At 66.4% G+C, this 25,836-nt stretch carries 29 protein-coding genes; 13 read left to right on the top strand and 16 right to left on the bottom strand.

What is annotated here, in order from left to right; all coding sequences use genetic code 11:
• Positions 1-44 precede the first annotated feature (44 nt).
• The 3 genes from CD04_RS23580 to CD04_RS0105140 form a co-directional block, all read right to left on the bottom strand.
• Positions 45-200: a hypothetical protein gene (locus tag CD04_RS23580; RefSeq protein ID WP_197033023.1), complete on the bottom strand. Its 156-nt coding sequence runs from the start codon at positions 198-200 to the stop codon at positions 45-47.
• A 2-nt stretch (positions 201-202) separates the two neighbouring features.
• A complete protein-coding gene (locus CD04_RS0105150; protein WP_051848947.1) occupies positions 203-463 on the bottom strand; it encodes a type II toxin-antitoxin system RelE/ParE family toxin in 261 nt (86 codons plus the stop codon).
• Positions 464-848: 385 nt separating this feature from the next.
• Positions 849-2,381 carry an FAD-dependent oxidoreductase gene (locus tag CD04_RS0105140; protein WP_031404717.1) on the bottom strand — a complete coding sequence of 511 codons (1,533 nt, stop codon included), beginning with the start codon at positions 2,379-2,381 and terminating at the stop codon, positions 849-851.
• A 232-nt stretch (positions 2,382-2,613) separates the two neighbouring features.
• On the opposite strand from CD04_RS0105140, the gene CD04_RS0105135 reads away from it, so the two are divergent.
• The 7 genes from CD04_RS0105135 to sufT are packed head-to-tail and all read left to right on the top strand — an operon-like array spanning position 2,614 to position 9,295.
• Positions 2,614-3,303, top strand: a complete 690-nt coding sequence (locus CD04_RS0105135; protein ID WP_051849226.1) for a class II aldolase/adducin family protein — start codon at positions 2,614-2,616, stop codon at positions 3,301-3,303.
• 33 nt (positions 3,304-3,336) lie between these two features.
• Positions 3,337-4,782, top strand: a complete 1,446-nt coding sequence (gene sufB, locus CD04_RS0105130; RefSeq protein ID WP_031404715.1) for a Fe-S cluster assembly protein SufB — start codon at positions 3,337-3,339, stop codon at positions 4,780-4,782.
• A 42-nt stretch (positions 4,783-4,824) separates the two neighbouring features.
• Entirely contained in the window at positions 4,825-5,661 is an 837-nt protein-coding gene (gene sufC / locus CD04_RS0105125; protein WP_081857972.1) for a Fe-S cluster assembly ATPase SufC, read from the top strand.
• A gap of 2 nt (positions 5,662-5,663) precedes the next feature.
• Positions 5,664-6,992, top strand: a complete 1,329-nt coding sequence (gene sufD / locus CD04_RS0105120) for a Fe-S cluster assembly protein SufD (RefSeq protein ID WP_031404713.1) — start codon at positions 5,664-5,666, stop codon at positions 6,990-6,992.
• A complete protein-coding gene (locus tag CD04_RS0105115) occupies positions 6,989-8,236 on the top strand; it encodes an aminotransferase class V-fold PLP-dependent enzyme (protein ID WP_031404712.1) in 1,248 nt (415 codons plus the stop codon). The genes sufD and CD04_RS0105115 overlap by 4 nt, the downstream gene beginning before the upstream one ends.
• A gap of 10 nt (positions 8,237-8,246) precedes the next feature.
• Complete coding sequence (gene sufU, locus CD04_RS0105110; RefSeq protein WP_031404711.1) at positions 8,247-8,741, top strand: Fe-S cluster assembly sulfur transfer protein SufU; 495 nt, start codon at positions 8,247-8,249, stop codon at positions 8,739-8,741.
• A 2-nt stretch (positions 8,742-8,743) separates the two neighbouring features.
• Entirely contained in the window at positions 8,744-9,295 is a 552-nt protein-coding gene (gene sufT, locus CD04_RS0105105) for a putative Fe-S cluster assembly protein SufT (RefSeq protein WP_031404710.1), read from the top strand.
• 137 nt (positions 9,296-9,432) lie between these two features.
• On the opposite strand, the gene CD04_RS24425 is transcribed toward sufT, so the two are convergent.
• From CD04_RS24425 to ytfE, 3 genes are all read right to left on the bottom strand, one after another.
• On the bottom strand, positions 9,433-9,660 hold the full coding sequence (locus CD04_RS24425) for a DUF1778 domain-containing protein (RefSeq protein WP_231480475.1): 228 nt from the start codon (positions 9,658-9,660) through the stop codon (positions 9,433-9,435).
• 446 nt (positions 9,661-10,106) lie between these two features.
• A complete protein-coding gene (locus tag CD04_RS0105100) occupies positions 10,107-10,367 on the bottom strand; it encodes a DUF2249 domain-containing protein (RefSeq protein WP_031404709.1) in 261 nt (86 codons plus the stop codon).
• Between the two features lie 78 nt (positions 10,368-10,445).
• On the bottom strand, positions 10,446-11,135 hold the full coding sequence (gene ytfE, locus CD04_RS0105095) for an iron-sulfur cluster repair protein YtfE (protein ID WP_031404708.1): 690 nt from the start codon (positions 11,133-11,135) through the stop codon (positions 10,446-10,448).
• A gap of 110 nt (positions 11,136-11,245) precedes the next feature.
• Between ytfE and CD04_RS0105090 the strand changes: the two genes are divergently transcribed.
• The gene (locus tag CD04_RS0105090) at positions 11,246-11,686 is read left to right on the top strand and encodes an Rrf2 family transcriptional regulator (RefSeq protein ID WP_031404707.1); all 441 of its coding nucleotides are present in this window, start codon (positions 11,246-11,248) and stop codon (positions 11,684-11,686) included.
• 50 nt (positions 11,687-11,736) lie between these two features.
• Here the strand turns inward: CD04_RS0105090 and CD04_RS0105085 are convergent, their stop codons facing one another.
• Positions 11,737-12,141, bottom strand: a complete 405-nt coding sequence (locus CD04_RS0105085) for a DUF488 domain-containing protein (RefSeq protein ID WP_051849225.1) — start codon at positions 12,139-12,141, stop codon at positions 11,737-11,739.
• A 217-nt stretch (positions 12,142-12,358) separates the two neighbouring features.
• On the opposite strand from CD04_RS0105085, the gene CD04_RS0105080 reads away from it, so the two are divergent.
• The 5 genes from CD04_RS0105080 to CD04_RS0105060 all read left to right on the top strand — a co-directional run bounded on the left by CD04_RS0105080 (position 12,359) and on the right by CD04_RS0105060 (position 14,588).
• Entirely contained in the window at positions 12,359-12,898 is a 540-nt protein-coding gene (locus CD04_RS0105080; RefSeq protein ID WP_031404705.1) for a hemerythrin domain-containing protein, read from the top strand.
• 386 nt (positions 12,899-13,284) lie between these two features.
• Positions 13,285-13,509: an antitoxin MazE family protein gene (locus CD04_RS0105075; RefSeq protein WP_031404704.1), complete on the top strand. Its 225-nt coding sequence runs from the start codon at positions 13,285-13,287 to the stop codon at positions 13,507-13,509.
• A complete protein-coding gene (locus CD04_RS0105070) occupies positions 13,506-13,832 on the top strand; it encodes a type II toxin-antitoxin system PemK/MazF family toxin (protein WP_031404703.1) in 327 nt (108 codons plus the stop codon). The genes CD04_RS0105075 and CD04_RS0105070 overlap by 4 nt, the downstream gene beginning before the upstream one ends.
• 91 nt (positions 13,833-13,923) lie before the next feature.
• The gene (locus tag CD04_RS0105065) at positions 13,924-14,175 is read left to right on the top strand and encodes an antitoxin (RefSeq protein WP_031404702.1); all 252 of its coding nucleotides are present in this window, start codon (positions 13,924-13,926) and stop codon (positions 14,173-14,175) included.
• A complete protein-coding gene (locus tag CD04_RS0105060; protein WP_051848945.1) occupies positions 14,172-14,588 on the top strand; it encodes a type II toxin-antitoxin system VapC family toxin in 417 nt (138 codons plus the stop codon). Before CD04_RS0105065 ends, CD04_RS0105060 begins: the two co-directional genes overlap by 4 nt.
• Positions 14,589-14,810: 222 nt before the next feature.
• Here CD04_RS0105060 and CD04_RS0105055 read toward each other — a convergent pair whose 3' ends face one another.
• From CD04_RS0105055 to CD04_RS24420, 9 genes are all read right to left on the bottom strand, one after another.
• The gene (locus tag CD04_RS0105055; RefSeq protein ID WP_081857971.1) at positions 14,811-16,301 is read right to left on the bottom strand and encodes a tryptophanase; all 1,491 of its coding nucleotides are present in this window, start codon (positions 16,299-16,301) and stop codon (positions 14,811-14,813) included.
• Between the two features lie 357 nt (positions 16,302-16,658).
• Positions 16,659-17,498, bottom strand: a complete 840-nt coding sequence (locus CD04_RS0105045) for a lipoate--protein ligase (protein ID WP_231480474.1) — start codon at positions 17,496-17,498, stop codon at positions 16,659-16,661.
• On the bottom strand, positions 17,467-18,582 hold the full coding sequence (locus tag CD04_RS0105040; RefSeq protein WP_031404698.1) for an acetoin dehydrogenase dihydrolipoyllysine-residue acetyltransferase subunit: 1,116 nt from the start codon (positions 18,580-18,582) through the stop codon (positions 17,467-17,469). The genes CD04_RS0105045 and CD04_RS0105040 overlap by 32 nt, the downstream gene beginning before the upstream one ends.
• Positions 18,582-19,598 carry an alpha-ketoacid dehydrogenase subunit beta gene (locus CD04_RS0105035; RefSeq protein WP_031404697.1) on the bottom strand — a complete coding sequence of 339 codons (1,017 nt, stop codon included), beginning with the start codon at positions 19,596-19,598 and terminating at the stop codon, positions 18,582-18,584. Before CD04_RS0105035 ends, CD04_RS0105040 begins: the two co-directional genes overlap by 1 nt.
• 11 nt (positions 19,599-19,609) lie before the next feature.
• Complete coding sequence (locus CD04_RS0105030) at positions 19,610-20,593, bottom strand: thiamine pyrophosphate-dependent dehydrogenase E1 component subunit alpha (RefSeq protein WP_031404696.1); 984 nt, start codon at positions 20,591-20,593, stop codon at positions 19,610-19,612.
• Positions 20,594-20,606: 13 nt separating this feature from the next.
• Positions 20,607-21,680 carry an ATP-NAD kinase family protein gene (locus CD04_RS0105025; protein WP_031404695.1) on the bottom strand — a complete coding sequence of 358 codons (1,074 nt, stop codon included), beginning with the start codon at positions 21,678-21,680 and terminating at the stop codon, positions 20,607-20,609.
• Between the two features lie 169 nt (positions 21,681-21,849).
• The gene (locus tag CD04_RS0105020; RefSeq protein WP_031404694.1) at positions 21,850-23,796 is read right to left on the bottom strand and encodes a sigma-54-dependent Fis family transcriptional regulator; all 1,947 of its coding nucleotides are present in this window, start codon (positions 23,794-23,796) and stop codon (positions 21,850-21,852) included.
• Between the two features lie 485 nt (positions 23,797-24,281).
• A complete protein-coding gene (locus tag CD04_RS0105015; RefSeq protein WP_031404693.1) occupies positions 24,282-24,926 on the bottom strand; it encodes a thiol:disulfide interchange protein DsbA/DsbL in 645 nt (214 codons plus the stop codon).
• Positions 24,923-25,636 (bottom strand): zinc ribbon domain-containing protein, encoded by a 714-nt coding sequence (locus CD04_RS24420; protein WP_231480473.1) that lies wholly within the window; start codon positions 25,634-25,636, stop codon positions 24,923-24,925. Before CD04_RS24420 ends, CD04_RS0105015 begins: the two co-directional genes overlap by 4 nt.
• Between the last annotated feature and the right edge of the window lie 200 nt (positions 25,637-25,836).

Below are 25,836 nucleotides of genomic sequence, written 5' to 3'. Positions count from 1 at the left end.
GCGAAACCCGCCCGCTTGATCCCCTCCTGCCCGGACGGCTTCGCCTAAGCGACGCTGTGCGTCGGGCCGGGCGAGGAAGGGGAATGCGCGGGCATGTGTTCAAGAACGGCCGTCAAGTATGCCGCCACATTTTCGTCGCCGTTCAGGTACTCGGATGCATCGAACTCGGCAAGTTCAGAAACCTTGATTCTCTTGGCCATGGTCAATCCTCCAAAAGTTTCGCCAGCGCAATCGCCCGGCGAATGTCGGCCTGCTGAGTGGACTTGTCACCGCCGGCGAGCATCACGATCAGCGTCTCGCCACGCTGGACGCAGTACGTGCGCCAGCCCGGCCCGAAGTGTTCGCGCATCTCGAACACGCCTTCACCTACCGGCTCCACGTCGCCAAGGTTGCCCATCTGGGCCTTGCGCAGCCGCTTGTTGAGGCGCTGCCGGGTCAGCGCGTCTTTCACCGTGTAGGTCATGCATGCGGTGTAATCGAGTGATTACACTCAGTCAATGTGAGGACATGTGCACGCAGCCTATGCAGGCGTGAAAAGGCCGGATGCTGTCGGGCTGGCCGCATCGCAAGCAGCTGTCGGCGCGAACGATCCACTTCCCGCTGAGCAGATCTATATCGGCGCGCACTCGCGTAATCTCGCGTGCGCTGCCCTCTATTCGCGCAAAAACTGACTCATTGCCCCCGTGCGCCGCGCCACGTCGTGAGCATTGTTTGCGACTTTGGGTGCACCCCTTGGGAAGGCGCAGCCCGCCATCGTCGCTGTTTTCGACTTTAATTGCGCGTCACCTCATCACGTAAGCAACACGGAGGCCTTGGAGAAGGAGAACACTGGCACGGATGTGCATGGCTCACGCCTGCATGAGGCAGACCTTCTGCAAGGCCAGCTCCTCGCGCAAGCTGTCGAGATCGCGGCCGACGCTGGCCACCGCGAGCACACGGCCCTGGCTGAGAAAGCGGCAGAGATAGTCGCCACGCAAGGGGTCACCGGATTCCTCCAGCGCGTCCCACGCATCGGCGTGGCCGACGTAGGACACGCTCATGTCGCCGTGCTGGCTCCAGAAAAACGGCACGTCCTGGTAGGCCCCATCGAAGCCAAGCATGTTGCGCGCCACAAGCCGTCCCTGCGCTTGCGCCACCGTCCAGTGCTCGATGCGGACCATGCCTGCGACGCCGAATGGATCGGGAAAGCGCGCGACGTCGCCTGCGGCGTACACGCCAGGCGCGCTGGTTTGCAGCCGCGCGTCCACGAGGATGCCGCGATCGACGGCAAGGCCTGCGGCGTGCGCGAGATCGTCGGCCGGCTGCACCCCCACGCCCATCACCACCAGGTCCGCGGGCACTCGGGTGCCGTCGTCGAGCTCGACCGCGTCCGCATGGATGGCCACCGGCTTGCGCCCGAGGTGCAACCGTGTGCCCATGGCGCGGTGGCGCGCGGCGATGGCCGCAGCCAGCCGCGGCCCGAACACCCGCGCCAGGGGCGCCTCCTCGGGGGCGATCACGTCCACCTCGGCACCGCGCTCGCGCAAGGCCGCAGCAACCTCCAGTCCGATGAAGCTTGCACCAATGACCGCGACGCGCCCGGCGCCGGCTTGCACGGCTTCGATGATGCTCTGGCAATGGTACAGGGTGCGCAGCAGGTGCACGTGGGCGGCGCGCGCACCGGGAATGTCCAGCCGCCGCGGCGTGGCACCGGTGGCCAGAAGCAGGGTGTCGAACGCGATGGTTTCGCCGTCGGCGCACACCACATGGCGCTGTGTCAGCTCCAGGCTCAAGACGCGGCGCTTGAGGCGCAGCTTGATGCGCTGCTGCGCCCAGTAGTCGTCCGGGCGCAGCCACAGCCAGCTCTCCTGCGCCTTGCCGGCAAGATAGTCCTTGGACAGATTGGGCCGGTCCACGGGTGGCGCGGAGTCCGCCGTGAGCAAGGTGACGGGCCCGTCATAGCCGAATTCGCGCAGGGCGCTGGCGGCTGCATCCCCGGCTGCGCCGCCGCCCACGATGACCACGCTTTGCGGGCTGTACAGCGGCTTGGGCGGGGCCGGGCGCTCGCGCCGCGCCCCCACGCGCAGCACGCCGCCTTCGTGCGTGACCTGCCAGCAGTCGAGCGGGGCCAGCGCCGGTGGCGCGAGCACGGCACCGGTGGCGAGGTCAAAACAGGCGTGATGCCAGGGGCAGCGCACCGTGCCGGCGGCCACCAGGCCTTCGCTCAGCGGCCCGCCGTAGTGGGTGCAGGTGGCCGCGATGGCATGCACCGCAGCGCCCTGGCGCACCAGCATCACCGCCTGCTCACCCACATGGCCGAGCAGCGGCTGGCCATCAGTGAGCTCGTCGGCTGCCACGCCCTGGGTCAGGTCGGGGCCCGGCGCACGATCGTCATGGTCCATGGCAGTGGTCTCCTGGTTCCGGGGGTGCGCAAGCCCGAGCAAAGCTGCCGCGCCCCGCGCATTCAGCGTAGCGCGTGATGATGCCTGGCGCGGCTTTTCACTACCTGCGGCATGGGTACTGGGCACGCCTGGTCGAGCTGCGCCATAAGTGGTAAATTGAAACCCACAATAAGTTCGGCCGCGCGACGGACCACACGCGATGCCGATTCACCTTCTTCACACCAAGGACACCATGACCACCATCCACTCCGCTCCAATCGAACGCGCTGCAGGCCACGATGCCCGCCTTGACCAGGCCTGCGAAGTCATGCACGCCGCCTATGCACGGGGCTGGATCACGCATCGCGACGGCAACATCTCGGTGCGTGCTGAAGGCGGCGATGGCATGTGGATTTCGCAAAGCGGGGTGGTGAAGGCGCGCCTGCAGCCCCACCAGATGCTGCACGTGGGCGCGGCCCGCATCGCGGAGGGGCCCGTGCCCGACGGGGCATCGGGCGAATACGCCCTGCATCGGCGGCTGCAGGCGATGCTCCATGCCGGGCACGACACGGTGCTGCACCTGCATCCCACGCATATCGTGGCGGCCATGTACGCCGGTCACGACCTGCGCGAGCTTTGCGAGGCGTTCCCGGAAGTCACGCGCTACAGCCGGGTCGGCAAGAACGTGGGCGCGCTGCCGGCCACCAGCGAGGAGCTTGCCGTGGCGTGCGCCGAAGCCTTCGAGCCGCGCCTGGGGCCCATGCCCCACATCGTCGGCCTGGACCGGCATGGCGTGGTGGCCGTGGGTCGCTCGCCCTGGGATGCGTATGAGCACGTGGAGCGTCTGGAGCATGTGTGCCAGATGGTTCTGGCCTCGGGCGTGAGGCACGCGGCGAGCGCCCGCACGCTGGCGCCAGGCACCAAAGCCGCGCAAGCCGCCTGAGGACAACCCCACGCCCTGCCAAGGAGAGACCCGATGAGCAAGAGCAATCCGTCCCTCGACACGTTTCTCGAACGCGATTACGCGGCAGGCTTCATCTCGCCCATTGAATCCGACCTCGCCCCCAAGGGGCTGAACGAGGCGATCATCCAGCTCATCTCGGCCAAGAAGAACGAGCCCGAATTCATGCTGGAGTGGCGCCTCAAGGCGTATCGCCACTGGCTGACCATGACCGAGCCGACTTGGGCCAAGATCCACCACCCGCCGATCGACTACCAGGCCATCCACTATTACGCTGCGCCCAAGCGCAGCGCTGGGCCCAAGAGCATCGACGATGTCGACCCGGAGCTGCTTCGCGTCTACGAAAAACTCGGCATCCCGCTGCACGAGCGTGCAGCCCTGGCCGGGGTGGCGGTCGATGCGGTGTTCGACTCCGTGTCCGTGGCCACCACCTTCAAGGACAAGCTGGCGCAGCACGGCATCATCTTCTGCTCGTTTTCCGAGGCGGTGCAGAACCACCCGGAACTGGTGCGCCAGTACCTTGGCAGCGTGGTGCCTGCGGGCGACAACTTCTTTGCCGCGCTCAACGCCGCGGTGTTCACCGACGGCAGCTTTGTCTACATCCCCCGCGGCGTGCGCTGCCCGATGGAGCTGTCCACGTACTTCCGCATCAACGCCAAGGACAGCGGCCAGTTCGAGCGCACCCTCATCATCGCCGACGTGGGCGCGCAGGTGTCGTACCTGGAAGGTTGCACCGCGCCGCGCCGCGACGAAAACCAGTTGCATGCTGCCGTGGTGGAGATCGTCGCCCTCGATGACGCGCGGGTGAAATATTCAACCGTGCAGAACTGGTATCCCGGGGACAAGGACGGCAAGGGCGGCATCTACAACTTCGTCACCAAGCGTGGCGAGTGCCGCGGCGCGCGCTCGCGCATCTCCTGGACCCAGGTCGAGACGGGCTCGGCCATCACCTGGAAGTATCCGAGCGTGCTGCTGCGCGGCGATGAGTCGGTGGGCGAGTTCTATTCGGTCGCCCTGACCAACCATTTCCAGCAGGCCGACACCGGAACCAAGATGATCCACATCGGACGCAACACCCGCAGCACCATCGTGTCCAAGGGCATTGCCGCCGGCCACGGCAGCAACACGTACCGCGGCCTGGTCAAGGTTCTGCCCAGGGCCGAAGGCGCGCGCAATTACACCCAGTGCGACTCGCTGCTGATCGGCAGCCACTGCGGCGCGCACACCTTTCCCTACATCGAGGTGCGCCATCCCGGCGCGCAGGTCGAGCACGAGGCCACGACTTCGCGCGTGGGCGAAGACCAGCTTTTCTACTGCATGCAGCGCGGCCTGTCGGCCGAGGACGCGGTGGCGATGATCGTCAACGGGTTTTCGCGTGAAGTGGTCAAGCAGTTGCCGATGGAGTTCGCCGTGGAGGCGCAAAAGCTTCTGGGCGTGAGCCTGGAAGGCAGCGTGGGCTGAACGCGGCCCCAGAAAATCCAAAGGACGATCATGGCAATCTCCATGCAAACACCCATACAAACCATGCCAGAGCCGCAGGCCACGCAAGTGCTTTTGCGCGTTGAGGGCCTGCAGGCGGACATCGACGGCAAGCCGGTGCTGGGCGGCGTCGATCTGGATATCGCCGAGGGCGAGGTCGTGGCCATCATGGGCCCCAACGGCTCGGGCAAGAGCACGCTTGCGCAAGTCCTTGCCGGGCGCGACCTCTACCACGTCAGCGCCGGCTCGGTGCGCTACGCCGGCATGGATCTGCTGGCCATGCCGCCCGAGGAGCGTGCGCGCGCCGGGCTGTTCCTGGCGTTCCAGTACCCGGTGGAGATTGCGGGCGTGTCCAATGTGTACCTGCTCAAGGCCGCGCTCAACGCGCAGCGCAGACACCTGGGCCTGCCCGAGCTCGACGCCATCGAGTTCCTGCACAAGATCAAGGCGCTGATGCGTGAGCTGGGCATGGACGAGACCTTCCTCCAGCGGGGCGTCAACGAGGGTTTTTCAGGCGGCGAGAAAAAGCGCAACGAAATGCTGCAAATGGCTTTGCTGCAGCCGCGGCTGGCGATCCTGGACGAAACCGACTCCGGGCTCGACGTGGACGCGCTCAAGGCGGTTGCGCAAGGGGTCAATGCCATGCGCGCGCCGCAGCGCGCCATCGTGCTGATCACCCACTACCAGCGCCTGCTGGAATACATCGTTCCCGACCGCGTGCATGTGCTGTGGCGCGGGCGCATCGTCGCCTCGGGCGGGCCGGAGCTGGCGCAGCGCATCGAGCGCGAGGGCTACGCCTGGCTGCAAGGTGGCGAGGCGCCGTCCCCCCTGTCCCCCCTGTCCCGTTCACCGGAGGCCTGAGCATGGGAGCGCTCGAGGCATTCGTCCAGGCCTTCGACGCCAGCGACGGCCACGCTGCGCCCCAACCGGCATGGCGCGCCCAGGCGCGCCGCCAGGCGCGGGAGGCCTTGCTGCGCAGCGGCTTGCCCACGCGCCACACCGAAGACTGGAAATACACCAGCCTGCGCGCGCTGGACGCCGTCGATGTCGCCATCACTGCGCCCACCGCGCCCACCGCACCTCTGGGCCTGGAGGCGCTGCGCGATGCCGGTGCCTTGCTCGTCGGTGCCGGCGCCCGTCTGGTGTTTGTCGATGGCACCTTTGACGCGGCACTTTCCCGTGTGAACGACCTGCCACCGGGGGTGAGCCTGGCGCCGTGGGGCGCAAGCCCATCGCACAGCTGCACAGGGTCGGGGGCAGTGCTGGATGCCGCCGCGCGCGGCGGCGCCTTCGACGCGATCAACCGCATGTTTGCGCGCGACGGCCTGGTGCTCGACCTGGCCGACGGCGCCTGCCTTGACGGGCCCGTCGTCATCATCACGCTGCAAACGCGCGCGGGCGCCGCGCATGTGCGCCATGCGCTGCGCCTGGGGCAGGGCGCCGCCGCACAGGTCATCGAGCAGCACATCGGTCTTGCGCGCGCCCCGGCGTATCTGGTGACGAGCGTGACCCGGGCGACACTGGAGCGTGGAGCGAAGCTGGCGCACGTGCGCTTGCAGGAAGACTCGGACGCCGCGATCCATGTGTCGCAGCTGCACGGGGCCCAGGGCGAAGACAGCCACCTCGACGCGCAGGCCTTGGTGCTGGGCGCGCGGCTGTCGCGCCAGGAGCTTCACATCGAACACGAAGGGCCGGGCTGCAGCACCGCGCTGCGCGGGCTCAGCATGCTGGCGGGCACGCAACATGGCGACGTGCATGTGCAGATCGACCATCGGCAGCCTCGCGGCACGAGCCGCACGCACGTGCGCGGCGTGTTCGACGACGCGGCGCACGGTGTGTTCACGGGCCGTGTGAATGTGCACGCGCGCGCGCAGAAGGCCGATGCCGGCATGGTCAACCGCAACCTGCTGCTGTCGCCGCAGGCCGAAGCCGACACCCGTCCGCAACTGCAGATCGACGCCGACGACGTGCTGTGCAGTCATGGCGCTGCCGTGGGGCCGCTCGACGGCGAAGCCCTTTTCTATTTGCTCTCGCGCGGGATCGCCGCGCAAGACGCGCGCGCCTTGCTCGTGCAGGCCTTCATGGCGGAGGCTTGGCCCGATATCGGCTGGGAGCCGTTGCATGCCCATGTGCAGGCGCAACTGGCGGCGCGCTGGAGCCTGGCGCCAGGCCTGGAAGGTGCAGCGTCATGAACGCACGCGAACAGGCCTCGGTGCCGCACGCGCTGCAGGCGGTGAGGGCGCAATTTCCCATTCTGGCGCAGACCGTGCGTGGCAAGCCGCTGGTGTATCTGGACAGCGCGGCATCGGCGCAAAAGCCCCTGGCGGTGCTTGACGCCATGCGCGCCTTCGAGCTTCACGACTACGCCAATGTGCACCGCGGCGTGCATGTTCTTGCGCAACGCGCCACCGACGCCTTCGAGGCGGCCCGCGCCAGGGTTGCGGCGTTCTTGCATGCGCACTCGCCCAAGGAGATCGTGTTCGTGCGCGGCGCCACCGAAGCGGTGAATCTGGTGGCGCAGAGTTTTCTGCGCCCGCGCCTGCGCGCCGGCGACGAGGTGCTGGTGACGGCCATGGAGCATCATGCCAACATCGTGCCCTGGCAGCTGGTGTGCGAGCCCGTGGGCGCCACGCTGCGCGTGCTGCCCATGAGCGACACGGGCGCGCTCGATCTCGATGCGTTGCCGGGCATGCTCGGGCCGCGCACGCGGCTGCTCGCCGTGGCGCACGCGTCCAACGTGCTTGGCACCGTCAATGACGTGGCGCGCATCACCCGACTGGCGCACGCGCACGGAGTGCCGGTGCTGGTCGACGGCGCGCAGGCCGTGGCGCACCTGCCGGTCGATGTACAGCTGCTCGGCTGTGATTTCTACGCCTTCTCCGGGCACAAGCTGTACGGGCCCACCGGCATCGGCGCGCTCTGGGGCCGCGCCGAGCTGCTGGACGCCATGCCGCCGTACCAGGGCGGCGGCGACATGATCCGCAGCGTGAGCTTCGAGCGCAGCACGTATGCCGATGCGCCCGCACGCTTCGAGGCCGGCACCCCCAACATCACCGGTGCGGTGGGCCTGGCGGCGGCGATTGACTTCGTGCAAGGCGTGGGCTGGGATGCGATTGCCGCGCATGAGCAGGCGCTGCTTGAACTCGCGCAGGGCGAGCTTGAGGCCATTGCAGGCCTGCGCATCTATGGCACCACGCCGGGAAAGATCGGTGTGATCGCCTTTAACGTCGAAGGCATGCACGCGCATGATCTGGGCACCATCGTCGATGCGCTCGGCGTGGCCATTCGCGCCGGCCACCATTGCGCCATGCCCTTGATGCAACGCTACGGCGTTGCGGCCATGGCCCGCGCGTCCCTGGGTGTGTACAACACCGCAGACGAGGTGCATGCCCTGGCGCGCGCGGTGCGCAAGGCGCAGGCGATGTTTGCCGGCTGAGGACTGAGCCATGGACGATTCCACGTTTGACTCCAGCCCCGAGCTGCGCGAGCTCTACCAGGAGGTGATTTTCGACCACTACCGCAGGCCGCGGCATTTCGGCCATCTGGCGCAGGCCAACCGCAGCGCCGAAGGCCACAATCCGTTGTGCGGCGATCGCATCGAACTTGATCTGCAGGTGGGCAGCGACGGCCGCATCGACGACGTGGCCTTCAGCGGCGAGGGCTGCGCCATATCCACCGCATCGGCCTCGCTGCTGACCGAGGCGGTGAAGGGGCGTCGCGTCGAGGAGGCGCTCGCCTTGTTCGAGCGCATGCACGGTGCCCTGGTCGCGGGCGACCCAAGCGCCGACGCCGCCTTGGGCAAGCTCGCCGTGCTCGAAGGCGTGAAGCAGTTTCCGGCGCGGGTGAAGTGTGCCATGCTGGCCTGGCACACCTTGCGCAATGCGCTGACCCAGACCGCGCATGTGGCCTCCACGGAAGACCCGTCTGAGCGGGGGAGCTGAGCATGGACAAAGCTGTCGATTCGGGCACCATCACCTTGCAGCGCGACGTTCCCGCGACCTTGGTGCCGCTGGGGAGCGCTGGGACATTGCTCCAAGGCACCGAGGTGCGCATCACCCAGCGGCTGGGAAGCCACGTCACCGTCGTGTCCGAAGGCGGTATGTACCGCATCGACGGGCGCTATGCCGACGCGCTCGGGCTGGACGGCGCCCAGCAGCGGGAGGTTCCCGCGCCAAAAACGCGCGAGGAAGCCGAAAACGCGGTGCTGGAACAACTCGCGACTTGCTACGACCCGGAAATCCCGATCAATATTGTGGAGTTGGGCCTGATCTATCGTCTGGACGTGCGTCCAGCCGGCGCTGGCTGGACGGTTGATATCGACATGACGCTGACCGCACCCGGCTGCGGCATGGGATCCATTCTGACTGACGAGGTGTACGACAAGGTCCGCCGCATTCCAGGCATCGAGCAGGTCAATGTCGAACTCGTCTGGGATCCGCCATGGAGCCTGGAGCGCATGAGCGAGGCCGCCCGGCTGCAGGCTGGGTTGTGGTAGCTGCGGGCCGGGGCTTGAATATCAGCCCGAGCATTTCCCTTCCTCGTCGGGTCGCCGTTGTCCATGATGGCGTGTGCATGGGTGCCCGCACTGCGGGCACACGGCACCGCGCGACCGCAACAGCGCGTTGGTGGTGCTCATCGACGCAAACACGCCTGGAACGGGCGTGGCGGCGAGACCCAAACCTCTGCCACGGCAACGTGGCAAGTCCAAGTCCTTGACCCGCGAAACCCCCGCGACAACGCCATGCGTTTAGCGGCGGGTGAGTTCATGTCCGAGCGGTCCTTTCCCAGCAGGTTGGCGGCGCGATCGATCAGGTCACGCTGTTCGGGCAGGGCACGCAGATTGATGGCGGCGTCACGCATTGGCTTCTCCGACTTTCGCATAGACAACAAATATACGAACGATCGCGCAACGTGTTGCTATTTTGACATCCTCGCCGCCCTTGGCTGTCGCCACCGCTTGCGCGGCAAAGGCAGAGATTCCTACGTCGCTCACCCCTGCATCGAGCCGGGATGAGTCGCTTCAGTGGGTTCCTGTTGCTGGCGGCATGGCTGCACCATGCACTTGGCAGGCGATCCGGGCGTGCCCCGCCGTTCATTGCAGGATCAATCGACAGCACAAGCGAACACCCCGCAAGCCCGACGAGGATGCCTGTGGCATCCGCGCGATCCTTCCCCGCCCCACGCGGCGGGCTTGTCGCGCACCGGGTCATCGAGCTCGGCGCAAATCGATGGGAGGAAGCGAAGCCTGCCCGCTTGGTGCCCTGCTGGCCGTCAGTCTGGCCAGGCACCGGCGCAAGGGCATCGGTTCAGGCGACGACGTGGAAGTCGATTTGCACGCCTTCGGGCGAGCGGCTGACGTATTCGATGCGCACCTTGTTGCCGAAATGCTGCTCGATCTGCGCGAGCAGGGGCAGGGGATCATGGTCGTTAAAGAATGCCATGGTCTCGCCAGGCTCGAGGGCGCTCAGCGCACCGAAGATAGCGGCGTGGCGAAAGCGCTTGGCGATGCCACTGGCATCGAAGGCGTAGCGCTGGTCGGCACGTTGGTGGGAATGGGGTTGGTTGATGACGTTGAGCGAGTCCATGGTCGGTTCCTTGGATTGATGTGAGTTGGGGTTCAAAGGCGGACAGCGCGGGGGCGGGCTTCACGCCCGCTCTTCGAACTGCGGGAACAGGATGTTGTTTTCCGTGTGCACGTGCTGCATGAAATCCGTGGTGAACTTGCCCACGCCGGCATACAGTGCGCGCCAGGTGTTGCACGCGTCGGCGGGAAGCGTCAGCTCGTGGGTGAGATCCTGAACGCGCTGCAGCATGCGGCCGTGCTCGTCATGCTCGGCACGCATGCGGTCGATCGGCGGGGTGAGAACACCACCGGGATTGCGGCGCATCATCGGAAACAGGATCTGTTCTTCCTTTTGCATGTGCCCTTGCAACTCGTCGAGCATGGTTTGCAGCAGCGCCGCCAGACCGGCCGGAACGTCGGCATGGTCCTTGTGCACGCGCTCGACCTTGGTGGCCAGGGTGATCAATTCCGGAAGCTCACGCCGGTGCACGTCGTGGAAGCGGCTGACGATGAGATCGATCAGGGCGTCGGGCTCGGTCGGTGTGTCGCGGGGTGCCTGCGGGTTCAGGGCCGAGAGCTCGCGCTCGATCGCGGCAACGTCAAGCTGGCGCTCATGCGCGGCCGCTTCCAGGGTGATGTTGCCGCCGCAACAGAAGTCCAGCCGGTGGCGCCGAAATACGGCGGTGGAACCGGGCAAATCACGCGCCAGCTGGCCCAGGGGGAGGGTGGCGAAAGGTGAGGACGAGCTTGCTGGGGTGTCGACGGTGGGCATGGCGAAAGGTCCTGTACGGATGATGCGAAGCAACGCTTAAAGAGGTAGAATAGATGCCACTATAAAATGCTTGAGTGGTATTTGCAATACCTTCTTAAACGGGATCTGCCATGCGACTGACATCCTTCTCCGATTTTGGCTTGCGAGCCCTGCTCGTGCTGGCCGGCAGCGACCGTGAGACCTGGTCGAGTGTCGAGCTTGCGACCAAGCTCGACATCTCGCGCGATCACCTCATCAAGGTGCTGCAGCGCCTTGCCGCTGGAGGCTACGTGCAGACCACGCGCGGCGCTGGCGGCGGCGTGAAGCTCGCCAGGCAGGCCACGGCGATACGCATCGGCGAGGCGCTGGAATGGCTGGAGGACGACTCCGCGCTGACGGAGTGCTTTCGCGGCGATGGCGGCCAGTGCCTGCTCACCGGCTTTTGCGCCTTGCGCCCGAAGCTCGAGCGGGCGCGCAAGGCGTTCTACGCCGAGCTCGACGCCACGACCCTGGCCGAGTGTCTGAATCCCGCGCTGCGCAAATTCGTCGCCCTGGAACGCCCCGCGGCCTGAGCACGCCGGACGCGTCGCACCAACTCAGGATGCCACGGGTGCGCCGAGCCTTACGCCGAGCGCTTGCGCAGCAGGTACGCGAGCAGAGCCGCCGCGTTGTTGTGCCGCTCGTCGCGCGCCGCATACAGCAGCGTCACGTGCTCGTGTTTGGCCAGATCAGCCTCGAAGGCGCCCAGCGCGTCGGCATTCGCCTGCAGCTCCGCGGCGTAGCGCTGCGCGAACTCGGGCCATTTCGCCGGATCGTGGTCGAACCAATGGCGCAGCGCGTCGCTGGGCGCAAGGTCTTTCACCCACAGGTCGATACGGGCTTTGTCTCTGCCCATGCCCCGCGGCCACAGTCGGTCGACGAGCACGCGAAAACCGTCGCTTGCATCCGCGCCGTCATAGACGCGCTTGATGGCCAGACGCGGAGGCAACGCCCCACCATGCCCCGCATCGACCGCGCTCCTTGCCATGCGCGCTCTCCAGAAATTCGCCAAGCCCAGCATCGCCATTTTGCCCAAACCCGGGATGGAAGGCGGGCCTTGCGCCATCGCTTGTCGTCGTCTTGGACTCCCCCGTTGCGCGCTTGTGCCGGCGCCAGGCACGACGCTCGGTGCGCCGGGCTTCAAAAGACTGCGGCGCGGATGCGCGCCCACGCCCACCTCCACCCCTTTCTTGCCAAGGATTGCCATGGATAACAGCCTTCTTCCCGGATCAGGCGCCTCTGCCGGATTCGACGCCCCTTTGGACATGCTTTCGGCCTGTCACGAACGCATCGAAAAGCAGTGCGCGACGCTGCGGCGCCTGCCAGCTCACCTGGCCGCGCACGGAGCCGACGCGGACGCCAGACAGGCCGCGGCCAACGTGATGCGCTATTTCGACACCGCGGGGCGCAACCACCACGCGGACGAGGAATCTGACCTCTTCCCGGCGCTGCTGGAGTCGATGGCCGGGTCCGACGCCGTGTGCTTGCGCGACATCACCACAGCGTTGACGCGCGAGCATCGCGAACTCGATCGCGCATGGGGCACGTTGCGTGTGCAACTGGAGAGCGTGACCCGGGGCGATGCAAGCGCGCTGGATGCTGCAGCGGTGGACGACTTGATCAGCCGCCACGCGCGCCACATCGCGCGCGAAGAAGACGAGCTGCTGCCCATGGCGCGACGGCTCCTGAGCGATGAGCAGCTCCAGGAGATCGCGCGCGCCATGCAGGCGCGGCGCGGCGTGTGAGCACGATGGCGTGCAGGGCCGAGGGCCGTGCACGCGCGCATACCAATCGGGCGGGTGTAAGTCGATCATTTCCGGTTCACGGAGCTATGCGGCAGTGCGCCCCCGCCAACCGCCAGAAGAACGAAGGCCCCGACTAGAACGACTACGCGCAGCGCATCGCGCGCTATGCCTACAGCGCCGCAGGCGACCGGCGAGCCGCCGAACTGGTGAAGGACCGGCAACAGTGGGGAAAGCTGGAAGGCCGGGAGCCGCAGCGGCAGCAGGAGCGGGCCAAGGCGCAGAAGATCGAGTGCGACAAATCGCCGGGGACGAGCCTCTAGATAAGTGTTGCATGTAACAGGTGACCGGTGTACGATGTTGCATGTAACTTGATAGAGGGTTAAACGATGGCAACGACACACGTTAATCAGCGCGTACAGAAGCACCGCGACGCCCTGCGCATGGCAGGACTTCGCCCGGTGCAAATCTGGGTGCCGGATACGCGCCGCCCGGACTTCGCGCAGGAGTGCCGCCGCCAATGCCTGCTTGTGGCTCAGGCCGACAGCGCCGACATGGCCATGCAGCAGTTCATGGATGAAGCCTTGGCAGACGTGGACGGCTGGACGGAATAATGCGCGGCGACCTTGTGATCATTGCCATGCAAGGAGACTTCGGCAAGCCGCGCCCCGCGTTGGTGATTCAAGCCAACCAGTTCGGCGAGCACGCGAGCGTCACCGTGCTTCCCATCACCAGTACGATTGTTGCCGCGCCATTGCTGCGCGTCACTATTCAGCCGAGCGCAGAGAACGGCTTGCAGAAATCATCACAGGTGATGGTGGACAAGGCCATGACGGTGAAGCGCGACAAGGTAGGGCGAGCTTTCGGACACCTCGACGCGGATGCACTGGTGGAGGTTGAGCGTTGTTTGGCTGTGTTCTTGGGGATTGCAAAATGAGCGGCACCAACAAGCAGCAGCTTGAGAGTCGGCGGTGAAGGCGAAGATACATGCCTTGCCATTTGGCATTGGCAGCCATATACTTTGATATATGGCAACATACCCAACCCCGAAGCCGACCGCTCGTGTCGGCTGGAACAACCGCTCGCAGACGGTCACGATGCCGCTCGAATTCCGCTTTCCAGACTCCGTGCGCGAAGTCTTCATCCGTCGCGAGGGTGAGAGCGTCGTGCTCACGCCACGGCCAACCGATTGGTCGGACTTCTTCGCGTCTGGTCAAACGGTCTCTGCCGATTTCATGGCTGACGCTGAGCGTATGCCGATTCAGGAGCGCGCGTTTTGATTGCACCGCTGTTCATGCTGGACACCGACACCTGCATCTTCCTCATGCGCGGAGCGTCGCCCACGCTGGCGGCCAAAGTGCAGTCGATTCCGCTGCAGCAGCAGGTGATGTCGGCCGTGACGTTTGCCGAACTGACCTATGGCGTGCAGGCTTCGGCCACCGCAAAGCGCAAACAGAACCAGGCCGTGCTGGATCGCCTCGCACTGCACTTGGCGGTTTTGGATTGGCCGCGGGAGGCGGCGCAGCACCACGGCGAAATCCGTGTGGATCTCAAGCGCAAGGGAGCGCAGCTCGGGGCGGCTGATCTGATGATCGCGGCGCACGCGCGTGTCATGGCCGCCATCGTGGTCACCAACAACACGAAGGACTTCGGGCGCGTAAAGGGCCTGCGGGTCGAGAACTGGACCAAGTGAGGCTGGCCACATAAAGCCGAATCTGGATCCCCTTTTTTAAGACGCTATACAAGCATGTCGCGATGAAGAGCAAGCGCGGCCGGCTCAATGCGGGCTGCGTTGTCGCGCTCCATCTGCACAAGGCGATGACCAAGTCGCGGCAAGGGCTTGGAGCCGCGCTTGGGTGCCCGGGAGCGTGGCCTCGCCCCCGGGCGGCCGCTGGACACGCGGCCGCGCGTTGCCTCACGCCATTGACAGCGCGGCCGAAGCCGGCTCCTGCGTTGCACGGAACGTGGCTGCCGAGGTCGCAGGTCCAGCCATTGCGCACCGGTCTTCGCTGGGTGATGGCAGCGGGCGCAGGCGCGCGGTGAAATGACGCAAGAGCGGCGGCTCGTATTCGAATTCCAGGCCGCGCACCGTTCCTGCGCGGCCCTGGATTTCGATCAGGCACTCGGCGACATAGTCCATATGGTCGTTGGTGTACACGCGCCGCGGAATGGTCAGGCGCAGGAGCTCGAATGGCGACGGCTCCTGGCGTCCGGACACCGGATCGCGCCCGAGTAGAAGCGAGCCGATCTCCACGGCGCGCACGCCGCCTTCCAGATACAGCTCACACGCGAGCGCATGGGCTGGAAACTGCTCCGGCGCAAGATGCGGCAGCATGCGGCGGGCGTCGACAAACACGGCGTGCCCGCCGGTTGGCGTCTGGATCGGCACGCCGGCCGCGCTCAGCCTGTGTCCGAGATACGCGACCTGGGCGATGCGGTAGGCGAGGTAGTCGGGATCCAGGCCTTCGCGCAGACCGATCGCCAGCGCCTCCATATCCCGGCCGGCCAGGCCTCCATACGTGATGAATCCTTCCATGGGCACGCAGCGCACCTGCACCGCGCGCGCCAGTGCCTCATCGTCCCGGATGCAGCACAGCCCACCGATGTTGACCAGCGCGTCCTTTTTTGCCGACATCGTGAAGATGTCGCCATAGCTGAACATCTCCCGTGCGATCTGCTCCAGGGGGACCTTCGCATAGGCGGGGTCGCGCTGCTGGATGAACCAGGCGTTTTCGGCAAAGCGCGCGGCATCGATCACGATGGGCACGCCGCGTTCGCGCGCCATGGCGGATGCGGCGCGCAGATTGTCCATGCTCACCGGCTGCCCGCCGGCGCTGTTGCAGGTGACGGTGGCAATCAGGCCCGCCACGCTGCCAGGCGCAAGCGCATCGAGCGTCTCGCGCAGCGCGCGCAGATCGAAATTGCCCTTCCACGCGGTGGGTGTGGCGGTGTCGAGCGCATCGGCGGTCAACAGGTTGATCGCGCGTGCTCCGGCCAGCTCCACATGGGCCTTGGTGGTGTCGAAGTGATAGTTCGAGATGAAAACTGGCTGTGTGCTGCCGCAGCGCCGCACCAGCTCAGGAAACAGAATCTGCTCGGCGCCGCGTCCCTGGTGGGTTGGGATGGTGTGGGCGTAACCGAACAATTCGCGCACGGTGGTCTCCAGCCGCCGAAAACTGCGGCTGCCGGCGTAGGACTCGTCCCCGCGCATGAGTCCTGCCCATTGGGTATCGGACATCGCGCCCGTTCCGCTGTCGGTGAGCAGGTCGATGTAAACATCTTCGGCCCACAGCAGGAAGGGATTCCAGCCGGCGGCGGCCAAAGCGGCGCGGCGGTGTTCGGGGGAGGGAAGGTGGATGGGCTCGACCATCTTGATGCGAAACGGCTCGGGAAGGCGACGTGCCATGACAGGCTCCTTTGGGTGCCGCGTGCGGCCCGCGCGTAGCGGCGGGCACCGCTGGTGCGGCGGTAGTTCGAAGAAATCAGGAACAAAGGAAATGGCGCGCGCAGGAGGCGCGCCGGGTGTCACGGCCGCGGAAAATCGTCGGCCAGCACGGCGTCGAGGGTGACCCAGTATGGGCGCAGCAATGCGGCCCCGGGAAATCGCATGACGAAACTCCAGAAATGCCGGCGCATTGCCGCGCCGGACGGTGGGCAATTTAGGCTTCCGCGTGCGACGCGTCAAGGGTCGGGCGTTTGTGCCGATCCGCGCGGCCCCAAACGAGGCAACGATGCAAACGCAACGCCCGTCGTCGATGGGCCGTCAGAGCGCAGGTGCCAGGGCCGCGGCAAGCGCGGTTGCCCATTGCCTTGAAAGCGCGCCTGGCGCCGGCGCCCCGGCATGGGCGAGGGTCCATGCCTCAGCCAGGGTGGTCAGCGCATCGCCACGGTACCGCCGGTTGCTTCCAGCAGCCGCCTCGAACGCGTTGGCGCGCGCCGTCAGCGCCTGTGTATCGCAATCGATCAAGATGACGGCGTGCGCCAGAACCACCGGGGTGTGCCCCATGCGGCGCCACGACTGCGCGGTGCCCACGAGCTTGCATCCCTCAAACGCGAGGTTGAAGCGACCGTCGCAAAAGGATCCCTCCACCCCTTGCGGCACCACATGAACGCCGCAGTGGGCAAAGGCCGCGGCGAGCCGATCGCACAAGGCGCGATAGATGGCATCGGTGTCTTGCGGCGTCGCACTCGCGCTGGGCCACGTGAGGCTCAGGTTGAGCACGCCGGGGCCTTGCGGCACGACGCCACCGCCCGAGCTTCGCACCTGCACGGGCCATCCGGCTGCCGCCGAGGCTGTGCATGCCTCGGCCCAGCGCGCAAGCTGTTCGTAGCTGCGCGGTACAACCAGCGAAGCGGGTGCGCTCCACAGGTGGGCCTGCGCATGCCCGCTGGCGGCCGTATCCGCCATCCATTGCGCTTCGCTGGCCACGCCCTGGAGCAGCGGCGCGTCGTGCACCGTGAAGGCGCCGGGGCTCAGCAGGGGCAGGGCCGTGCCGAGCTCCGGCGCCTGCGCATCGGCCGCGGCGGCACCAGGCGCAGGTGGGCCGCACAGGCTGGGCTCCGCGCCGTGGTCACCCGGTGATGTGGCGTTTGAGCAGCGCATTGATCTCGTTGGCCCGCTCCATCATGGTCATGTGGCCGGCGCCTTCCAACACCTCCACGGTGGCGCCCGCCGGCGCGTGCTCGGCGTGGGCGGCGGGGATGATCCGATCCTCGCGGCCCCAGACCACGAGCACGGGTTTGCCGATGCCACCCAGGCGCAAACCGGGCTGCTCGGCCTGCTGACCTGCGCCGAACTGAGCCGCGCTCAAGGCCCGCAGCAGCTCGGGCACGCCGTCCAGCCGCTTGTATTTGAGCAGGTTCTCCAGCAACGTGCGGCTGACCAGTTCGGGGTTGGCAAACAGCTGCTCGACCACGGGCTTGAGCTCGCGGCGCGAGGCCGCGGCAACGAAGCCTTCGGTGTAGCCCGCGTTGATCTCGGTGCCAAGTCCGGCGCCGTTGATGAGCGCCAGCGATGCCACCCGCCCGGGATGGTCCAGGGTCATCTGCGAGGCGATCGCACCGCCCATCGAATGCCCGACCACGTGCACGCGCTCGACGTCCAGCTCATCGAGAAAATCCACGACAAAGCTGGCAAGATCGGCAAGTGCGGTGCCTGGCAGTCTCGGCGTGGACTGTCCGTGCCCGGGCAGGTCCAGCGCGATGACTGGGGCCACTTCGGCAAGCGCGTCGAGATTGAACAGCCAGTTGTCGAGATCGCCGCCGAAGCCGTGCAGGAACAGCACCGGAACGCCGTCGCCCAAACCCCGTCGCGCATAGCGCACGCGCAAGCCATCGACGTCGGCGAAACTGTAAGGCGGCGGGTCGTCGTCTTCGTTCGTTGCGGCAGCGGGCACCACGTAGTTGGCGATGTAGGCATCGATCTCGGCCTCGCTGACAGCGGCATCGGCCATGACGCCCAGCAGCGCCTTGACGGGCAGGGTCTGCCCCTCCTGCGCCACCTTGCGGCGCAGGACGCCGGGATCGGGCGCCTCCACGGCGTTGGAGATCTTGTCGGTCTCGACTTCCATCAGCGGCGTGCCCACCGCGATGACCGCTCCGACATCGACCAGCCACGCCGTGATGGTGCCTTCCTTCATTTCCAAGCCCCACTTGGGCATGATGATGGGAGTGAGGGTTGCGCTCATCAGTTGTGCCCTCCGGCAAGCGTGCGTTTCACGGCATCGGCAATCTGGGCCACGCTCGGGACGTACAGATCCTCCAGCACGGGCGAGAATGGCACCGGCACATGCGGTGGCGTGACCATCTCGATGGGCCCCTTCAGGGCCTTGAAGGCATGCTGCACCACTTGCGCGGAAACGTCGGCTGCGATGCTGCAACGCGGTGAAGCCTCGTCCACGCACACCAGATGGCCGGTTTTCTCGACGCTTTCGAGGACGGTGTCGAGATCCAGGGGACTGAGCGTGCGCAAGTCGATGACCTCGCATTCGATGCCGTTTTGGGCCAGCGTGGCCGCTGCATCGAGGGCGCGCTGGACCATCTGGCCGTACGTGACGATGCTGGCATGCTTGCCCTCGCGCACGACGTTGGCCTCGCCAAAGGGAATGACATAGCTGGCTTCGGGCACCTCGCCCAGCACGCCGTAGAGATTCTTGTGCTCGCAGAAGATCACGGGATCGTTGTCGCGGATGGACTGAATGAGCAAACCCTTGGTGTCATACGGCGTGCTGGGACACACCACCTTGAGTCCCGGAATGTGGGTGAACAGCGGGGTGAGCATTTGCGAGTGCTGCGCCGCTGCGCGCATGCCCGCGCCCACCATCGCGCGGATGACCACCGGAGTCTGCGCCTTGCCCCCGAACATGTATTTGAACTTGGCGGCCTGGTTGTAGATCTGGTCGAAGCACACGCCCATGAAGTCAATGAACATGAGCTCCGCCACAGGGCGCATGCCGCACGCAGCGGCACCAATGGCGGCGCCCACATAGGCGCTTTCCGAAAGGGGCGTGTCCATGAGGCGGTCGCCATGCTTGGCGTAAAGGCCCTTGGTCACACCGAGCACGCCGCCCCAGGCGTCGCGCTCGCCGTCCGCGCCGGCGGCGCCCACGATGTCCTCACCCAACACGATCACCGAGGGGTCGCGCGTCATCTCCTGGTCGAGTGCTTCGTTGATGGCTTGTTTCATGCTGATCTTGCGTGCCATGGTGGCTCTCCTTAATAGGCAACGTAAACGTCGGTGGTCAGATCGGCCAGGGTGGGCAGCGGTGCCGCCTTTGCCTCCACCACGGAGCGCTCGATGAGCGCGGCAATCTCGCGATCCATGGCCTTGAGTTCCTCCGCGGTGCTCACCCCGCCGCTGATGAGGGCCGCCGAGAATTTCTTGAGGCAGTCCTGGTTGGCACGGATGTCATCGAGCTCGCCGGGGCCCCGGTAGGTCTGTGCGTCGCCTTCGAAGTGTCCGAAGAAGCGCACCATCTTGCATTCCAGCAGCGCCGGTCCGCCGCCCGTGCGCGCCCGTTGGATGATCTCGCCCGCAGCCTCGTGCACGGCGAAGAAATCCGTGCCGTCGACCGTCACCCCCGGGAGCCCGAAGCCGGCCGCGCGGTCCACATAGCTGTCCACCGCCACCGCGTAGTCGCGCGAGGTGGTCTCGGCATAGCCGTTGTTCTCGACCACGAAGACCACCGGCAGGTTCCACACCGCGGCCAGGTTCAGGCTTTCGAGAAAGGTGCCCTGGTTGGAGGCGCCATCGCCCACGAAACTCACGGCCACCTCGGACTTGCCGCGGAACTTCGCAGCCAGTGCCGCCCCGCACGCCAGGGGGGCGCCGGCGCCCACAATGCCATTGGCCCCCATCATGCCCTTGTCGAGATCGGCAATGTGCATCGAGCCGCCTTTGCCATTGCAGGCACCTCCTTGCTTGCCATAGATCTCTTTCATCATCGCCATCACGTCCACGCCCTTGGCGATGCAGTGCCCGTGGCCGCGGTGCGTGCTGGCAATGCGGTCGCCGTCGCCAAGATGCATCATGATGCCGGTGGCAGCCGCCTCTTCACCGGCGTACAGGTGCACGAAACCGGGAATGTCGCCCCGACTGAAGTCCACATGCAGACGGTCCTCGAACTCGCGAATCGTGCGCATCGTGCGGTAGGCCTGAAGCAGCTGCTCCCGGGATTGGGGAAACGGATTGCCTGCCATGGTTGATCTCCTTTCAGTGGTTGAGCGAAGAGGTGAAGCGCAGCAACCGGGCATTGGCGGCAAAGCCCATGCACCGGGCGACGTCCACGGTGAAAAATGCGTTCTCGCGCAGGGTCATCTGCACACGCTGGCCGCGCTCGAAGCCGAGTTCGCGTTCGCCATCGAGGGCGACGGTGCCGGCTTGAGCCAGCACCGGCAGCGCCTCGCCGGCGACCATGCGCTGCCAGCTGGCGATGTCCACGGGGCGCACCATGCCCGGCGCAATCGGCGCGTGCAGGGTGAGCAGGGCTTCGCGCCCGCCGTGCGCGAGCTGCACGGCCAGGCCTCCGGACTCCAGCCGCCCCACGGGCTGCAACAGGCCGCCGATTGCCGACAGGCCAATGGCCTGCGGATCGGCAAACGCCAGATACACCGCATCCAGCGAGTGGATCTTCCACAGCGCGCGCGCACCCACGCTGCGATCGTGGGTGATGGCCGCGTCGACGATGGCGATGTCGCGCCGGGTGCCTGCGTGCGCGTCATCGATGCGCACCTCGATCATCTTGTTGGGGGCCAGCGCCTGGGCGCGCGCGATGCGCCCGCTGGCAAAAAGACCGACCGCCATCCCGGTGATCGTGGGCTCGCGCATCTCGGGAAAGGCGTTGTTGGTGCCCGTCGACAACCCGGCAATCGGCACGGCACTGTTGTCGTCGGCAAGCTGGCGCGCCACTGCGCGATGGGTGCCGTCGCCGCCCAGAACGACGATCGCCGACACGCCCATGCGCTGCAAAAGCCTGGTCGCGGTGAACGTGTCCTCGACCGTGGACGTGGGCTGCATATCCAGGAACTCGATGGCCGGCAGCGAGTGATCCGTGCCGCGCCTGAGATGGCGCTCCAGAAGGGAGCGGATGCCACCGCGGTCGGGCATGATCCAGGCCCGCTTGACGCCACAGGACGCGGCGGCGCTGAGCAGTCGAAGCACGATGTTCACCCGATCGGTGATCTGCAGGTTTCCGGCGTTGGCCACGATGCGCCGGATGTCGCGCGCCGACACGGGGTTGGCGACAACACCAATGCTGGCTTCCGGGGCGTGGGCCACGCGTGTCATACCGAAGTTCCAAGAGCGTAAGGATGGTTCCTCTTACGCAACTCGCGTGCCATTGGTTCTTGGCCCCGGCGCTGAGGGGGGACCAGGGGCGCGAAGCGCCGGTGTGCGCCCTGGCCGGACTGTCACTTCGCGACAGCTGTCACACGCTCGGGTGTGACAGCTGTCACACTCAGGATGCGGCCGAAGGCGTGTGTTTGGGTGAGCGGATGCCCCAGCGTTTCATGTGCCGGTACAGCGTCATGCGGGATTTGCCCATCTGCTGGGCAACGGCGCTGACATTCCACTGCGCGGCACGAAGCGACTCAAGCAGTTGCTGGGCTGCGGGCGGGTGCTGCGTTGCGTCGGGGAGGGCGCGCACCGATGGCGCGGCTGCGCCCGGCAACGCGCCCAGCAAGGTATCGGGCAAATCCTCAATCCGGATCACGCCGTCGCTGCACACGGCACGGGCAAAGGCCAGCGTGTTGTGCAATTCGCGCAAATTCCCCGGCCAGCTGTAGCTGCGCAGCGCCGCCTCGGCCTCGCGCGACAGGGCCACGGCAGGTTCCTCCTCGTGCAGCAGCTTGTACAGCAGCCATGGCAGATCGCGCCGCTGGCGTAGCGCTGGAAGTTTCACATGGGCGCCGGCCAGCCGGTAGTACAGATCGTCCCGGAAGCGACCGGCTTTCACCAGCGTTTCCAGGTCGCAATGCGTGGCTGCGATCACACGAATGTCCACGGCCACGGGGCGCGTGGCGCCAATGGCGAGCACTTCGCGCTCGGCCAGCACGCGCAGCAGGCGCCCCTGCAGGTCACGCGGCATGTCACCGATCTCGTCCAGGAACAGCGTGCCACCGTCGGCTTCGTGGATCAGGCCGCGCTTTCCCTTGCTGCTCGCGCCGGAAAAGCTCCCGGGCAAGTAGCCAAACAGCTCACTCTCGATCAGCGTCTCGGGGATGGCCGCGCAATTGACCGCGACGAACGGTTGGTTGCGGCGTTTGCTTGCCTTGTGCAGGCCTTTGGCAAGGTACTCCTTGCCGCTGCCGGTTTCCCCCGTGATGAGAATGCTGATGGGCGAGTCGACTAGCTTTGCCGCACGCACGATCTGGCCGTCCAGCACCGGATCCCCGCCCGAGAGCTGGGCCAGCGGCGCCGGCAGCGCCGGCGCCGCCATGGCGTCCGTCGGCGTGGCGCGGCGAGGAGGCGGCGGCACCGCATGCAGAAACAGCACCGGCCCGCGGCCTGCCAGGGTCACCGCGCGCCGCTCGTCGGGCATGGCCCGCATGAACTGGCCCAGATCATCGAATCGCATGTTGAACACGCTCTCGAAGGCCTGGCCCAGCACGGGGCCGCCGCTTGCGGCTTGAAGGAGCAGCTGCGCCTGCCGGTTGTGCCCGATGATGCGTCCGCCCGCATCGAGCGCCAGCAGGTAGTCAGGGCTGATCTCCACAAACTCCGGCGAGGGGTGCAGCTTGAGCACCCAGTCATTGCGGAACCAGCGCAGGAAGTTGGCGTTTTCCACGCGGCTGGCATAGACCTTGACGAGCTGCAGCGCCAGATGTTGGCTCGATTTCATTTGGGGCGACGTCAGCGTCGAGATATCCAGGACGGCGTTGAGCTGGCCGAGCGGGTCGTAGATCGGGGCAGCTGTGCAGGTCAGCGGAATATGGGTGGCATCGAAGTGGTCGTCCTGATGGACCGTGAGCGCCTCGCCCGTCATCAGCGCCGTGCCCACGCCACAGGTGCCCGCGTGGTACTCACTCCAGTCCGCGCCAAGGGACAGGCCGGCGTGGCGCAGGGTGTGATCGAGCTGGATGTCCCCGATGAAATCCACCGTGATGCCGCGCGAGTCCGTGAGCAAAACGCAGTAGCCCATGCCGGCGACCTGCTGGTACAGGGACTCCAGGCCGTAGCGCGCCATGTGCAGGAATTCGTCGATGCGCTCCTGGTGTTCGCGCAGCTGCTGCTGAGGCAGGACCACAGCGGGGCGCATGCAGGTGGGGTCCAGGCGGTGCTCGTGCACGCAGCGCGCCCATGACTCGCGAATCACCCCATCGGGGGCGAGGGCCGTGCGAAGGGGGTGGCCCTCACCGGCCAGGGTCATGACCGTTTGGATGTGTTCACGCGCGCGCAAGTCCATGGCTGTCTCCAGGATCGGGCGCATGCCCAGCGCCTCTGTGTCTAGAGGGGAACTGTACTCCGTCGCCGAGGCCTCAGGAATCAGGGGCGGCGCGATGGATGGCACGATGGCCGCGTGCGGCGCTCACGCGCCGGGCGCCGGGCTGCGGCGGTGTCGCCTTTCGCATGCACGTCGGGCCGGGGCAGGGCGTTGGTCCGAAGCGAAACGCGCGGGGCAAGCGGCCGGGCCCGGTGTCCAGCGCGCCCGGCTCCGTAGCTTGTGCGCGAGCAGCGCACGGCCTTGACGCTGCGCGCCAAACCGCGTGGCCAGGTGGCCAGGCAGGCGTGCAATCTCCGTTGCCGCGCTCTCAACCCGGCCTTGTCGCGGACGCCATCATGGCGGTCCCGGTGCGCCGGGGGCGAGGCGCTGCAAGACCGGATGCCGGGTTTGCGACCCGGGTTGCCAAACGCCGGAAATCCCGTTCGGTGCAAGCCGCAGCCGGTCCCTCAGGACGCCGACCAGACCTTGCGAATGAGTGAGTTGACCGACTGCAGAACCAGGTCCATGCTTGGGGTCTGGGGCAGGTCCGCCGAGGCAATGTAGGTTCCCTGCACAGCCAGGGTCGGCACGCCATCGATGTGATAGTCGTTCATCATCTGCGTTGCGCGCCGGGCCTGCATTTGCACGCCGAACGAGTTGTAGGCATTCATGAACTGCGGCTTTGGCACGCCCTGGGTCTGGAGCCATGTTGCCATTTGCTCCGGCGTCTCAAGCTTGATGTGCTGCTCATGGATGGCTCGGAAAATCGAATCCTGCAACGCGTCGACCTTGCCCAGCGCCTTCAGCGCGTAGTACAGCCTTTGCTGGGGCGCGAAGCGCGGCTCGAACGCCACTGGAACGCGTTCAAGCACCACGCGTGATGGCTGCGCGCGAGCCCAGCGCTCAAGCATGGGCTCAAACTCGGCGCAGTGGGGACAGTCGTACCAGAAGAACTCCGTGACGACGATCTTGCCGGCCGGGCTCACCCGTTGCGGCACGGGCAGTCGCGTGTAGCCCTGGCCTTCGGTGAAGGTCAGTCCGGCGGCGCCAGCGGCCATGCTGAAGCCGAGCAGCACAGCGGCGGCTGCGCGGGAGAACCAGCGATTCATCATGTTTCCTTTCGCGTTGGATGGATGAGCGCGCCGCCAACCGCTGGCGGTGGGTCCCGTTTCGATCTTCGGGACTTCGGCAGTCTAGGCAGAGTTGGCCCACAAACCCATGACGCCAAAATGACATTTGCGTCATGCAGGGGCGAAGATGAACTCTCCCGCCGCGAAACGCATGGCGTTGTAGCGGGGGTTTCGCGGGTCACAGACCTGGACTTGCCCCGTTGCCGGGGCAGAGGTTTGGGTCTCGCCGCCACGCCCGTCCCAGGCGTGTCCTGCGTGTTGTGCGCGTCGATGAGAACCACCAACGCGCTGTTTTGGTCGCGTGGCATGACATGCCCGCAGTGCGGGCACACATGCATGCGCTCGGCAAGCGTCTTGGGCACAATCTCCCAGCACGCCGCGCAGCGTTGCGACGGTTTGAGCTGGCGCGTATTGCTCAGGTGCATCCGCGTACCATCTTCTTCCGCTTTGTACGCGAGCATCCGATGCGCCATGCCGAACCCTGCCGAGAGGATCTCCCGGTTGAGTCCGGCCTTTTGCCGTACGCGACGGCCCGGTGCCTCCACCGTGCCCTTCGCGCTGCGGCTCATGGTCTTCGGAGCAAGCTGCTCGGTCGCCAGGACGGCGCATTGCTGCACCAGCTTGGTTGTTTCCTTGTGCACGAAGTCCCGGCGCAGATTGGAAATCCGGTCGTGCAGTTGTGAGTTGTGCAATGCGACGCCCGAGCCGTTTGAAGCGCAACGATCCCTTCTTCTTCCTGGCGCGCTGCCGCTGCAGCGCGGCAAGGCGCGGCAGTTCCTCGCGCACCCAGCGCGGGTTATCGATGGTCCGTCCATCGTCGAATGTCGCCCAGTGGGTGACACCGAAGTCCACGCCACGGCGCTGATCATCCGCGCGCTGCCGCGCGCAGGCC

The sequence above is a fragment of the Thiomonas sp. FB-Cd genome, from assembly GCF_000733775.1.
Lineage (GTDB): Bacteria > Pseudomonadota > Gammaproteobacteria > Burkholderiales > Burkholderiaceae_C > Thiomonas_A.
The sequence above is the reverse complement of the archived record's forward strand: the minus strand, read 5'-3'. Positions and strand labels throughout refer to the sequence as shown.